Below are 12,135 nucleotides of genomic sequence, written 5' to 3' on the forward strand. Positions count from 1 at the left end.
AATAAGGAATAACTATGTTCGCATCGTCCAGTTCGGTTATCGCACTTGCTCTACAAGATGAATTTGATGCGCAAAGAGCAAGAGAGCTTGAAAGTGAATTTGATGTTCTCAGCCAAACCGAGCGTATGGAACTCGTCATTGATATGACACAAGTCCAATTTATCGATTCATGTGGTATTGGTGCCATTGTTTTTCTCTATAAACGCTTAAAAAGCCGAGGTCGTCGTTTACGTCTACTTAATGTTAACGGTCAACCTAGAGAGCTGATGCAAATGCTCAGGATTGATAAAGTGATCCCACTTATCACATCAGCAGAGTTAACCTAATGAAATCGCCTTTATTGCTACTTGTCGCCTTATTATTACTACTGACAGGTTGCAGTACTTTTTGGCCTGCGCAGGGAGAAATTCCGCTTCCACCTCCAAATCAAACACAACTTCATCAACTCGAACATCATCAGTTTGAACTCCAATTACTTGCAACACGAGGCGCTAAACATTGCCTTCCTGGTCAATATATCCGATTACAAAATCTGTATTTAAAAGCGAGAGAAGAAGCTCTTCACGGTTTTGAGCGTGATGCTGAAATTACCCTTTTAAAATACCAAACCCAGAATGCCGTGATCCAAAAGCAAATGGATTGGTTGGAATACCACACACTATGTCTTGACCCAAATTATTCGGAAGTAGAACTCAAAGAACGTTTCTTATTATATATGGCTGTCGATAACCAGTTTGCGCTAAATAAAACAGCCTTGTTGCCTGATTATCAAGAATCACTCCGCTATGCGGCTGGAATTATTAAACGTCAAGAACACTGGCACTTGCAACTTATTGGCTATACCGATAGCCAAGGTAATGAACAGAATAACTATGTTCTTGGCTTAGAAAGAGCCAATACAGTTAAAGACTTCTTGGTTGAAAATGGCGTTGATCCTAATCAGATAAGTGTACTGAGTGTTGGGGAAACACAAGCCATTGCCGATAATACTCTCACAAAACAGCTTAATAACAGGAAAGTAGAAGCAAAAGTCTTGGTTGAACATCACGCTCAGTCTATTCATCGCGTATTTGATATTAAGGACTGGCATGCAATTCGAGATGGCTTATGATCCGTGTCTTCTGCCTACTCATTCTCTTTATATGCTTCCCTTTACAAGCAGACAATACAATTACGCTAACAGCAGGCGATCGTATTTACCTATTTGTGCCTGGCGAAAAAGCATTCAGTGACGATTTCACTATTGATGATAACGGAAAAATTCAACTCCCAGAGGTAGGTACTGTATCCATCGCAGGACTCACGATCAAAGATGCTGAACAAAAAATAAAGCAAAAGCTATCGTCTATCTACCTTAACCTTGATGACTTTAAGCTTACCTTAAAAGAACAACTCATCCGTATTCATGTACTTGGCTATGTTGAAACTCCAGGTACTGTTTCACTTAAACCCGATAGTAATATTCAATTAGCGCTTGCTGCTGTTGGCGGCGCAAGACCAGGTGCACAGTTAGACAAGTTCTCTATCACCCATAATGGTATATCCCAACCTTTTAATTATAAAAAGTATTTAGATACTGGTGATATCTCGAATCTACCGACCTTAACCAATGGCGATACCCTCTTCGTCCCCGTCTCTCCACTGCTCGGCAATATTGAAGTTGATTTTGATGCCGCAACGATTCAAAACACAGGTGATTCAAACAAAAACAGTGGATTAACATTATTTGGTGAAGTCCGAAATCCGGGCACATTCAGCTATAAGCCAGAAATGAATGTGGTTGATGCACTCATGCGTGCAGATGGTGTGACACGCTATGCCGATGTTACAAAAATTCGAGTGGTTACCGATAATAAACCTTATATCTTTGATCTAAAAACCTTCTTAGATACAGGTGACACCCAACACCTTCCTCCTATAAAAGAGGGAACCACAATTTTCGCACCGATTGAAATTGATGACATCAGTACAACAGCAAGAACAGTGTTTGTCATGGGGGAAGTGAAAGCTGCAGGCGCATACGAAATAGGAAAAAAAACAAAATTTATTGATGTACTCGCCAATGCCGGAGGACCTACCCGTTTCGCTGATACCACTCAGATAAAAATACTTAGCGAAACAGAAGCTCCAATGACAATAAACTTAGTCGAATATACCAAGTCACCGCATACTTATGATATTCCACTGATGAAAACTGGCGATGTTGTTTTTGTCCCAGAGAAAGCAACTGTTAGTGAAAAGTCATGGCTTAAAATAACAGAAGACCGCTCAATTAAAATCATCGGTGCCGTCAACGTACCGGGACGCTATGAATGGAGTCCCGCAATGGACTTTATGGATTTACTAGCCCATGCCGAAGGTCCAACAAAACGAGCCAACTTAAGTAATATTCGATTAATATTAGAAAATGAAAATCTCGATAATGGACATGATGTATCTTTCTTTAACCTTCAAAACTTCATGAAAGAAGGAAGCCCCAAAAGATTACTACCGCACTTGTCCGCAGGAATGACAATCATTGTCGATGAACTCCCTGATGATCCCAGTGATAATAAGGCAAGCTGGTTACGCCAATCACCGAAAGACTCAATTTATATATTTGGTTCTGTTGGAGCCCCTGGACGATATGCGTTTAACGATGAGCAGGGATTTCTTGATATTCTCTCAGCCGCTGATGGTCCAAATAGTGATGCTGATTTACAAGATGTTCTCATCACTCACCGTAATGGTAAAAGAACAATAGTTTCTCACCTTGACCTCGCTAATTACTTTGAAACTGGTAATGAGAACCTTCTTCCTACCGTACTTCCTGGCGATGTCATTTATGTGCCGCAAACAACTCAAACGAAAGACGATAAAACCGTCATGGTTATTGGATCAGTAAAAGGGCCTGGGCGATTTAAGTGGAACAAAAAACTCACTTTCTTAGAGATTTTTGCTCTTGCAGGCGGCCCATTAGAAAGCGCTAACTTAAGCAGTATTCGCATTATCAAGAAAAACAAAAACGATCCAAATAGTATTATTTATTTTAATTTAGAGAAATTCATCGATCGCGGCGGTAACTTTGCAGCACTCCCCACCATCAGAGCGGGAGATACCATTATGGTCGATGAGCTGCCGCATGATCCCAGTGATAATAAATCAACATGGATACGACAAAATGCAGATGAATCTATTTATGTCTTTGGGGCGATAAACGCGCCAGGTCGATATGCATTTAATAGTGAGTTAGGTTTTTTAGATATTCTTTCTGCAGCAGATGGCCCGAACAAAGATGCGAACTTACAGCAAATAAAAATCAGCCATCGTAACGGGACTCATGCCAATGTCACAACACTAAACCTTACTCTGTATTTTGAAACTGGCGATGAAAGCTTATTGCCTAAAGTCGTCCCTGGCGATGTTATTTATATTCCACAACGAGATGGAAATTGGTTAGATAAACCTGCAAATCGCGTTGTAAGACTCATGGGAGAAGTAAAAAAACCAGGACGTTACTCATTCAATAGTCAGATGTCTTTACTCGATTTATTAGCAGAAGCAGGCGGTCCAACAGATAAAGCTTATATAGATAAAATAATGATCGTCAATAGTTCATGTTGCGGAGATAAAAGCCAAACGTTCAGTCTACGGGACTACATAAAATATCCATCAGAAACACCGATCCCCATGCTTCGTCCAGGAGATACGGTATATGTACCCAATGAAGATGATTCAACAAGCACGCTATTAAGACAGGGTCTTCAAGACGCATTTAGTTTTGTAACGACCTTACTTGTAATAGGAGCTGCATTATGAAACCTTGGTTGAGCGAAGAAATGGAACACCTATTCCAACAATTACACCAGCAACAACTACGCATTATTTGTGTTGCTAGCTGTAATCAAAAGTGCGGAAGTTCAACAATGAGTTATTGGCTAGCGGAACGTTGCTCTGTAAACCAAACAAAAGTGCTATTGATCGATCTTGATCTTTCTGGATCAGGACAAGGATACGAGTCAATACCATGGGAAACCGAAAATAAGAATAAAGATCAAAACCTCATCAAAAAACATCCCTTTCTCGATATATTGCCTCAACCTAAAGATCAATCCACTGTACTCACATTACGACAACCCCATAAACTTCGCTATCTTCTTCAATATTGGCAGCAACATTATCACTATATTATTTGCGATACAGGTAATATCAACACCGCTAACTGGCGTAATTTACCCGCCGTTAACATCGCCAATGCCAGCGATGGCATTCTTCTATGCCTTTCCGCAGCCAAAACGACAGAAAGTGAACTACTAACAAGTATTACCAAACTAGAAAAAAGTAACTGCAATATCATCGGTATTATTATTAATGATCAGTTTAATCCGACGCTCGCACAACGATTATTAAAAAGTCTCAATACCAAAGCGTGGTGGCTTCCCGAAAGAATCAAAGCAAAAATTACCGCAATGCTAAAAAGCAGCCAGCTCCTACAAGGAAAGTATCAATGATCAATCAGATATTATTCAAACAGACTTTTTGCTTAAATTACGAAAACTTAAAAACAATCAGACACTGGCTAAAATCACAAAGCCATAAGCTCAATTTAAACTATGAGCTAAGTCAGCATATGATCCTAGTTTGTAATGAGTACTGTGTTAATTTACTTGCACATCAACGGTTAACCGCAAGCCACGTTGAATTAAAATATGGCTTACGTAATAATCAAGCACGATTTGAAATCATTGATAACGGCTCTCATTGGCAAGCAATGAAAGAAAAAATAAGCTCAGCAACATTACCTGAAGAGCCAACTTGCAATAAACTAGGGCTAGCCCTGATCAATACCTACTTCCCTGACTTTAAATATTTTCTGACCAACCACCAAAATATTATTCAATTCAACCTTCCACAACAAAAGCCAAAACCGCAGCTCCTTATTGTTGATGATAGCCCAAGTCAACTCGCACTCTTTGCAACCTTTCTTCGCCACCACTATCAACTCATTCTCTTCAGTAAGCCCAGTGAAGCTCTCGATTGGTTAGCGCATAGCCAATGTGACATGGTGATAACAGATTTACACATGCCCAATATAGATGGTTTCAGTTTTAGAGATAAAGTGACAAAGCTCAAACACTGCCAATCATTACCCTTTATCTTCATATCAGCAGACAACAAAGACGCCACACTTTTAGAAGCTGCAAGAGCAGGTATTGATGACTATTTAACAAAACCACTGAATAAAGAAAAATTACTTACAATCTTAAAACGAGTACTAAAGCGCCATAGCACGCTAGCCTCTGTTTTTGAAAAACAATTACTAGCACAAATGACACCTTATCAATCAGAATTTCCATCCCAAATTACACTTCGCGATATCACTATAGATATTGATCAATACCCAATAAATCAAGGCGATTTTTTACTATATCGAAAACCAGAGAAAGAAAAGCCTGCAATGCTAATCCTAGGAGATAATATGGGACATGGTCCATTAGCGAAAGCTAACGGTATAGGCTGGTTTGGTTATATTGCTGGTTTGCTTGATGCAGGTATAGAGAGTCCTAAAGAAATATGTGAAATACTCAATCAACAACTTATTGCTGCACCTAATAATCGTCATTTAATTTGCTTAATGATAATGATCATAGATAACAATAATACTGTACACATCTACAATGCTGGTATGCCAGCAGCACTCCAACTAAGTCATGATAAGAGCATACATCTAGAAGAAAATATGGGCTTATTAGGGATCAATACCCAATTAACCATAGAACCAAAACTCATTACACTAACCAAAAATGTCAGCCTTCATTGTTACAGCGATGGACTCATAAACCACCCAATAACAATCAAACAAATCAATCGATTAACACATTATCAAGCAAAAGAAAGGCATAAGAAAATCTGGCAAAACCCACAACGCTCAACCATTGATGATAAAACATTAATTAGCATATATAGATAAATTACTGCTCAATTCCATAGGCGTTAGCAAGTATCTTCCAGCGTTGTTTTCCACTAAATTTAGTTACAATTTGAATGTAACTATATTTAGAGCACGCTTGCCACTCTTTGTTAGTCATAGAATCAAAACATAGGATATACCAGACTAACTTTGACCAATCGAACTCATCAACAAGCCATCTCGTATCAACAAGTAAAGGTAAATCACCCACTTTGGTTCCTATAACAGGAATGCCATATGCCATCGCCTCTAAAGCTGCCATTGGTAGTCCTTCTGCGCGAGAAGAGATAAGCAATAAATCAATTTTATTCCAGTGCGATGACATATCTTCTACGGCACCATGCCATTTAATATTGGGATAACTCCCCAATAAATTAGATTCTTCACCATCACCAAAAACATGGAATTTAATGGTTGGACATTGGTTAGAAAGTTGTAGATAACGGTCAATGCCTTTGACATGACACAGTCGTCCAACAAAACCGACTTGCAAAATCGTATGTCGGCTACGCAAAACAAAGGAAGGAATAGAATGAATAAAGTTATTTAGGACGTAACACTGAAAAGGCACTTTCGATTTAATCTCGTCACTTACAGCAAAATTCGTCGATAAAAAACTAGTCGAACGATTAAGCCACTCATAAAAAGCTAAACGTCCAATTAAAAACTCACCTGCGTGAAAACTGGTAAGTACCTTACATCTCCGTAGCAGCTTTAAACATCGCGCCCATAGTGAAGATTTATATCCATGAGCATGCAAAATATCATGAGACTGAACTAGCAATGAAAAATGGACAAAACTCGCTGCGGTAAAGTATTCAATTTGGTTTTGTTCTAATAAACGATAAAGCGGGTGATTAAATGCTTTAGAGATAAAAACGACTTTAAACGGAATTTTCTTATCTTTAAGAAGTAATGAAAGCTGTAGTACATGACTTTCAATCCCTCCAAACCCTGAACTATCAAGCATCACATAGAGCATAGTAACCACATAATGAATTCATCATTATAAATTACATGCAAAAAAAAAGCCGAGTCTAATGACTCGGCTTCTCTTCTTATTTAACGGCTATTGCTTATTCAGCAGCAGCTTCTTCCTTTGCAGGACGGTCTAATAACTCGATGTAAGCCATAGGAGCTTTATCACCAGTACGGAAACCGCACTTCATGATACGAGTGTAACCACCAGGACGCGCAGCAAAGCGTGGACCTAGTTCGTTAAATAGTTTCGCAACAACTTCGTTGTCACGAGTACGAGCGAATGCAAGACGACGGTTAGCAACACTGTCTGTCTTAGCTAGGGTAATCAAAGGCTCAATTACGCGACGTAGCTCTTTTGCTTTAGGCAAGGTAGTCTTAATTAATTCGTGACGTACCAGAGAGCTAGCCATGTTGCTGAACATCGCTTTACGATGACTGCTGTTGCGGTTGAGTTGACGACCACTCTTACGATGGCGCATGACCTAATCCTTCTAACTAGATATCAGTAAACTATTAATCTTCAGCGATTGAAGCTGGCGGCCAATTTTCTAGGCGCATACCTAGAGATAGACCACGAGATGCCAATACATCTTTGATTTCTGTCAAAGACTTCTTACCAAGGTTTGGCGTTTTAAGAAGCTCAACCTCAGTACGCTGAACAAGATCACCGATGTAGTGGATCGCTTCTGCTTTTAGACAGTTAGCAGAGCGAACAGTTAGTTCAAGATCGTCTACAGGACGCAGTAGGATCGGATCGAACTCCGGCTTCTCTTCTTTCTCTTCAGGAACACGTACATCTCGAAGATCTACGAATGCATCCAATTGTTCAGCAAGAATAGTTGCTGCACGACGGATAGCTTCCTCAGGATCAAGAGTACCATTAGTCTCCATATCGATTACTAGCTTGTCTAAGTCAGTGCGTTGTTCGACGCGAGCTGCTTCAACAGCGTAAGCAATACGGTCCACTGGGCTGTAAGTAGCATCTACTAACAGACGACCAATTGGACGCTCATCTTCTTCAGTGTGAATACGAGCTGATGCTGGTACGTAGCCGCGACCACGTTCTACCTTGATGCGCATGCTTAATTCAGCATTGTCATCAGTAATATGGCAGATTACGTGCTCTGGGTTCGCAATCTCAACATCACCATCATGGGTGATGTCACCTGCAACAACAGGGCCTGCACCAGATTTGTTCAGAGTAAGAATAACTTCATCTTTACCCTCAACCTTAACGGCTAGACCTTTAAGGTTTAGAAGAATTTCAAGGATATCCTCCTGAACGCCTTCTTTGGTGCTGTACTCATGTAACACACCGTCGATTTCAACTTCTGTTACAGCACAACCTGGCATAGAAGATAATAAAATACGACGAAGAGCGTTTCCTAAAGTGTGGCCAAAACCACGCTCTAATGGCTCTAGAGTTACTTTTGCGTGTGTCGTGCTAACTTGTTCGATGTCAACAAGACGCGGCTTAAGAAATTCTGTTACAGAACCCTGCATTGTGTCCTCTCTTAACTGTAGCCTTACTTAGAGTAAAGCTCGACGATCAGGTGTTCATTGATGTCGGCAGACAAATCAGAACGTTCTGGAAGACGCTTAAACGTACCTTCCATCTTGCTGCTGTCTACTTCGACCCAAGTCGGTAGTTCACGCTGTGTAGCAACTTCTAGAGCTGCTTTAATGCGTGCTTGGTTCTTAGCTTTCTCACGAATGCTAACAACGTCGTTTGCCGCTACCTTGAAAGAAGGAACGTTTACGACTTGACCGTTAACTAGGATCGCTTTGTGGCTTACCAGCTGACGTGCTTCTGCGCGAGTTGCACCAAAGCCCATGCGGTAAACTACGTTATCTAGACGACCTTCAAGAAGCTGAAGCAGGTTTTCACCTGTGTTACCCTTGATGCGGGCAGCTGTCTTGTAGTAGTTACGGAATTGTTTTTCTAGTACGCCATATGTACGACGAACTTTCTGCTTCTCACGAAGCTGAACGCCGTAATCAGATAGACGACCACGACGAGCACCATGTTGGCCCGGCGCGTTATCAATCTTACACTTGGTATCAATCGCACGTACACCAGACTTAAGGAATAAGTCAGTGCCTTCGCGACGGCTAAGCTTTAGCTTAGGACCCAAATATCTTGCCATTTTTCTTTCTCCAATTTCCTAGAAACGAAACGTTATACGCGACGTTTCTTAGGTGGACGACAACCGTTATGAGGGATCGGAGTCGCATCAACAATGTTAGTGATACGGAAACCCGCTGCGTTTAAAGCACGGATTGTAGACTCACGACCAGGACCAGGGCCCTTAACCATAACTTCTAGGTTCTTAACGCCATATTCTTTGGCCATTTCACCACAACGCTCAGCAGCAACCTGTGCAGCGAACGGAGTAGATTTACGAGAACCACGGAAACCTGAACCACCTGCAGTAGCCCAAGATAGAGCGTTACCTTGACGGTCAGTAATGGTTACGATTGTGTTATTGAAAGAAGCATGGATGTGCGCAACGCCATCAGCTACTTGCTTGCGTACGCGCTTACGAGCGCGAGTTGGTTGTTTTGCCATTGTACTCTACCTTATCCGACTATTTTTTGATCGGCTTGCGCGGACCCTTACGGGTACGAGCGTTGGTTTTAGTACGCTGTCCACGTAGAGGTAGACTGCGACGGTGACGAAGACCACGGTAACAACCAAGATCCATTAGGCGCTTGATGTTCATGGAAATTTCACGACGAAGATCACCTTCTACAGTGTACTTAGCTACACCATCACGCAGTAGATCGATCTGCTCTTCAGTTAGTTCACTGATCTTAACATCTTCAGCAATACCCGTTTCAGCTAAAATAGCTTGAGAACGTGTTTTACCAATGCCGTAGATCGCAGTTAATGCGATAACAGCATGCTTTTGATCAGGAATGTTAATGCCTGCAATACGGGCCACTATTCACTCCTAGTACTTTACAAGAATAACCGCTGCAGAGCCCGTTGAGGATACGCAGCGGTGGTACAATTCTTTTGCACATAACAAAATATGGTTGGCTAATGTAGCCAACCTATCTTCAATTTGCAAGAAATATTTCTGCTAATTAGCCTTGGCGTTGTTTATGCTTTGGCTCACTGCAAATTACACGCACAACACCGTTGCGCTTGATAACTTTACAGTTACGGCAGATTTTCTTAACGGAAGCACGAACTTTCATTGCTAAACTCCGTAAATATGGATAACTAAACTTAGCGACCGTAGCCTTTCAGATTAGCCTTTTTCAAAACTGACTCATATTGTTGAGACATCAAATGTGTCTGAACTTGAGCCATGAAATCCATAATAACAACAACTACGATTAGTAGGGAAGTACCACCAAAATAAAAGCGTACATTCCATGCTATCATCATGAACTCGGGGATCAGACAGATAAAGGTAATATATAACGCACCTGCAAGAGTCAAACGCGTCATCACTTTATCTATATATTTTGCGGTCTGTTCACCCGGGCGTATACCAGGTATAAATGCACCAGACTTCTTCAAGTTATCAGCTGTCTCGCGTGGGTTAAACACCAACGCGGTGTAGAAGAAACAGAAGAATATAATCGCAGCAGCATAAAGCATTACATATAAAGGCTGACCAGGGCTTAAAGCAAGTGAAATATCACTTAACCAACCTAGACCTTCACTTTGACCAAACCACTGAGCCAGTGTACCTGGGAAAAGAATAATACTTGATGCAAAAATTGCTGGTATAACACCTGCCATGTTGATTTTCAACGGCAAGTGTGTGCTCTGTGCAGCAAAGACACGACGGCCTTGTTGACGCTTGGCGTAGTTAACGACGATACGACGCTGACCACGTTCCATGAACACTACAAAGTAAATAACAGCAAAAGATATAACTGCAATTAACAGTAGAAGAAGTACGTGCAATTCGCCTTGACGCGCTTGCTCTACGGTCTGTCCAATCGCTGGCGGTAAACCAGCAACGATACCGGTGAAAATAATCAACGATATACCGTTACCAATACCACGCTCGGTAATCTGTTCACCTAACCACATTAAAAACATGGTGCCGGTAACCAAACTAACCACTGCAACAAAATAGAAACTAGGGCCTGGATTATGTACAAGCCCTGGAATCATACTCGGTAACCCCGTTGCAATACCAATTGCTTGGAAGGTTGCCAAGACAAGCGTACCGTATCGGGTGTACTGACTTATCTTACGACGGCCAGCCTCACCTTCTTTCTTCAACTCAGCTAATGCTGGATGAACTACAGTTAGCAACTGGACAATAATAGACGCAGAAATATACGGCATTATGCCCAGAGCTAAAATAGAAGCACGCGAGAGTGCACCACCAGAGAACATGTTAAACATCTCAATGATGGTACCCTTTTGCTGTTCGAACAGACTGGCAAGTACAGCAGCGTCAATACCAGGAATAGGTACAAAAGAACCTGCTCGGAATATTAAGATCGCACCTAATACGAATAATAGGCGTGACTTAAGCTCTGCTAGGCCACCTTGTGCACTACGAAAATCTTGTCCTGGTTGTTTAGCCATCTGTACCTCATCCTCGAGTTAATTATTCCTCGATTTTACCGCCGGCAGCTTCGATAGCAGCTTGAGCGCCTTTAGTAACGCGTAGGCCTTTCACTGTTACTGAACGAGCGATTTCACCAGAAAGTACAACTTTCACGAACTTAATGTCCTTAGTGATAACATTCGCAGCTTTTAGTGTTTCAAGGCTTACAACATCACCTTCAACTTTCGCTAGCTCAGCTAGACGAACTTCAGCTGTTACAAGGCTCTTACGAGACGTAAAACCGAATTTTGGTAGACGCTGTTTCAAAGGCATTTGACCGCCTTCGAAGCCTGGACGTACAGAACCACCTGAACGTGATTTCTGACCCTTGTGACCACGGCCACAAGTTTTGCCCAGACCTGAACCGATACCACGGCCTACGCGCTTCGCAGAAGGCTTAGAACCAGCAGCCGGTGATAGAGTATTCAAACGCATACTGATTACTCCTCAACTTTAACCATGTAGTAAACCTTGTTGATCATGCCGCGTACGCAAGCAGTATCTTCAAGTTCTACAGTATGGTTGATGCGACGAAGGCCTAGGCCACGCAAAGTAGCTTTATGCTTCGGTAAACGACCGATAGAGCTCTTTGTTTGGGTTACTTTAATAGTTTTAGCCATG

Annotated in this window: 15 protein-coding genes; 5 read left to right on the forward strand and 10 right to left on the reverse strand. The window is 41.5% G+C overall.

Translation table 11 applies throughout. The annotated features are described in order from the left end of the window. The first annotated feature begins 14 nt into the window (after window positions 1-14). The 5 genes from BTO08_RS11840 to BTO08_RS11860 are packed head-to-tail and all read left to right on the forward strand — an operon-like array spanning window position 15 to window position 5,950. Window positions 15-326, forward strand: a complete 312-nt coding sequence (locus BTO08_RS11840) for an STAS domain-containing protein (RefSeq protein ID WP_105061076.1) — start codon at window positions 15-17, stop codon at window positions 324-326. Then, complete coding sequence (locus BTO08_RS11845; RefSeq protein WP_105061077.1) at window positions 326-1,111, forward strand: OmpA family protein; 786 nt, start codon at window positions 326-328, stop codon at window positions 1,109-1,111. The genes BTO08_RS11840 and BTO08_RS11845 overlap by 1 nt, the downstream gene beginning before the upstream one ends. Next, window positions 1,108-3,798, forward strand: coding sequence for an SLBB domain-containing protein (locus BTO08_RS11850; RefSeq protein ID WP_105061078.1), 2,691 nt, complete (start codon window positions 1,108-1,110; stop codon window positions 3,796-3,798). Before BTO08_RS11845 ends, BTO08_RS11850 begins: the two co-directional genes overlap by 4 nt. Next, window positions 3,795-4,490 carry a hypothetical protein gene (locus tag BTO08_RS11855; RefSeq protein ID WP_105061079.1) on the forward strand — a complete coding sequence of 232 codons (696 nt, stop codon included), beginning with the start codon at window positions 3,795-3,797 and terminating at the stop codon, window positions 4,488-4,490. The genes BTO08_RS11850 and BTO08_RS11855 overlap by 4 nt, the downstream gene beginning before the upstream one ends. Next, window positions 4,487-5,950, forward strand: a complete 1,464-nt coding sequence (locus tag BTO08_RS11860; RefSeq protein ID WP_105061080.1) for a response regulator — start codon at window positions 4,487-4,489, stop codon at window positions 5,948-5,950. The genes BTO08_RS11855 and BTO08_RS11860 overlap by 4 nt, the downstream gene beginning before the upstream one ends. A gap of 1 nt (window position 5,951) precedes the next feature. On the opposite strand, the gene BTO08_RS11865 is transcribed toward BTO08_RS11860, so the two are convergent. From BTO08_RS11865 to rpmD, 10 genes are all read right to left on the reverse strand, one after another. Then, the gene (locus BTO08_RS11865; RefSeq protein WP_105061081.1) at window positions 5,952-6,932 is read right to left on the reverse strand and encodes a glycosyltransferase family 4 protein; all 981 of its coding nucleotides are present in this window, start codon (window positions 6,930-6,932) and stop codon (window positions 5,952-5,954) included. Between the two features lie 94 nt (window positions 6,933-7,026). Beyond that, window positions 7,027-7,410, reverse strand: coding sequence for a 50S ribosomal protein L17 (rplQ, locus tag BTO08_RS11870; RefSeq protein ID WP_005370955.1), 384 nt, complete (start codon window positions 7,408-7,410; stop codon window positions 7,027-7,029). Window positions 7,411-7,444: 34 nt separating this feature from the next. Next, window positions 7,445-8,434, reverse strand: a complete 990-nt coding sequence (locus BTO08_RS11875) for a DNA-directed RNA polymerase subunit alpha (RefSeq protein WP_005370957.1) — start codon at window positions 8,432-8,434, stop codon at window positions 7,445-7,447. A gap of 23 nt (window positions 8,435-8,457) precedes the next feature. Next, window positions 8,458-9,078, reverse strand: coding sequence for a 30S ribosomal protein S4 (gene rpsD, locus BTO08_RS11880; RefSeq protein WP_005370959.1), 621 nt, complete (start codon window positions 9,076-9,078; stop codon window positions 8,458-8,460). Between the two features lie 32 nt (window positions 9,079-9,110). Then, entirely contained in the window at window positions 9,111-9,500 is a 390-nt protein-coding gene (rpsK, locus tag BTO08_RS11885; RefSeq protein WP_005370963.1) for a 30S ribosomal protein S11, read from the reverse strand. A gap of 19 nt (window positions 9,501-9,519) precedes the next feature. After that, complete coding sequence (gene rpsM / locus BTO08_RS11890; protein ID WP_005370966.1) at window positions 9,520-9,876, reverse strand: 30S ribosomal protein S13; 357 nt, start codon at window positions 9,874-9,876, stop codon at window positions 9,520-9,522. 145 nt (window positions 9,877-10,021) lie between these two features. After that, window positions 10,022-10,135: a 50S ribosomal protein L36 gene (gene rpmJ / locus BTO08_RS11895; RefSeq protein ID WP_000868186.1), complete on the reverse strand. Its 114-nt coding sequence runs from the start codon at window positions 10,133-10,135 to the stop codon at window positions 10,022-10,024. 31 nt (window positions 10,136-10,166) lie between these two features. Beyond that, the gene (secY, locus tag BTO08_RS11900) at window positions 10,167-11,492 is read right to left on the reverse strand and encodes a preprotein translocase subunit SecY (RefSeq protein ID WP_005370968.1); all 1,326 of its coding nucleotides are present in this window, start codon (window positions 11,490-11,492) and stop codon (window positions 10,167-10,169) included. A gap of 22 nt (window positions 11,493-11,514) precedes the next feature. Beyond that, complete coding sequence (rplO, locus tag BTO08_RS11905; RefSeq protein ID WP_005370970.1) at window positions 11,515-11,949, reverse strand: 50S ribosomal protein L15; 435 nt, start codon at window positions 11,947-11,949, stop codon at window positions 11,515-11,517. Between the two features lie 5 nt (window positions 11,950-11,954). Next, window positions 11,955-12,134: a 50S ribosomal protein L30 gene (gene rpmD, locus BTO08_RS11910; protein WP_005302823.1), complete on the reverse strand. Its 180-nt coding sequence runs from the start codon at window positions 12,132-12,134 to the stop codon at window positions 11,955-11,957. Window position 12,135 lies beyond the last annotated feature (1 nt).

The sequence above is a fragment of the Photobacterium angustum genome (assembly GCF_002954615.1).
Taxonomy (GTDB): Bacteria; Pseudomonadota; Gammaproteobacteria; order Enterobacterales; family Vibrionaceae; genus Photobacterium; species Photobacterium angustum_A.

Coding starts and splice junctions, on each gene's coding strand:
- BTO08_RS11855 (WP_105061079.1), top strand. CDS start 3,795: ATGAAACCTTGGTTGAGCGAAGAAATGGAACACCTATTCCAACAATTA.
- rplO (WP_005370970.1), bottom strand. CDS start 11,949: ATGCGTTTGAATACTCTATCACCGGCTGCTGGTTCTAAGCCTTCTGCG.
- rpmD (WP_005302823.1), bottom strand. CDS start 12,134: ATGGCTAAAACTATTAAAGTAACCCAAACAAAGAGCTCTATCGGTCGT.
- secY (WP_005370968.1), bottom strand. CDS start 11,492: ATGGCTAAACAACCAGGACAAGATTTTCGTAGTGCACAAGGTGGCCTA.
- BTO08_RS11845 (WP_105061077.1), top strand. CDS start 326: ATGAAATCGCCTTTATTGCTACTTGTCGCCTTATTATTACTACTGACA.
- rpsD (WP_005370959.1), bottom strand. CDS start 9,078: ATGGCAAGATATTTGGGTCCTAAGCTAAAGCTTAGCCGTCGCGAAGGC.
- BTO08_RS11840 (WP_105061076.1), top strand. CDS start 15: ATGTTCGCATCGTCCAGTTCGGTTATCGCACTTGCTCTACAAGATGAA.
- rpsK (WP_005370963.1), bottom strand. CDS start 9,500: ATGGCAAAACAACCAACTCGCGCTCGTAAGCGCGTACGCAAGCAAGTA.
- BTO08_RS11850 (WP_105061078.1), top strand. CDS start 1,108: ATGATCCGTGTCTTCTGCCTACTCATTCTCTTTATATGCTTCCCTTTA.
- BTO08_RS11875 (WP_005370957.1), bottom strand. CDS start 8,434: ATGCAGGGTTCTGTAACAGAATTTCTTAAGCCGCGTCTTGTTGACATC.
- rpmJ (WP_000868186.1), bottom strand. CDS start 10,135: ATGAAAGTTCGTGCTTCCGTTAAGAAAATCTGCCGTAACTGTAAAGTT.
- rplQ (WP_005370955.1), bottom strand. CDS start 7,410: ATGCGCCATCGTAAGAGTGGTCGTCAACTCAACCGCAACAGCAGTCAT.
- BTO08_RS11865 (WP_105061081.1), bottom strand. CDS start 6,932: ATGCTCTATGTGATGCTTGATAGTTCAGGGTTTGGAGGGATTGAAAGT.
- BTO08_RS11860 (WP_105061080.1), top strand. CDS start 4,487: ATGATCAATCAGATATTATTCAAACAGACTTTTTGCTTAAATTACGAA.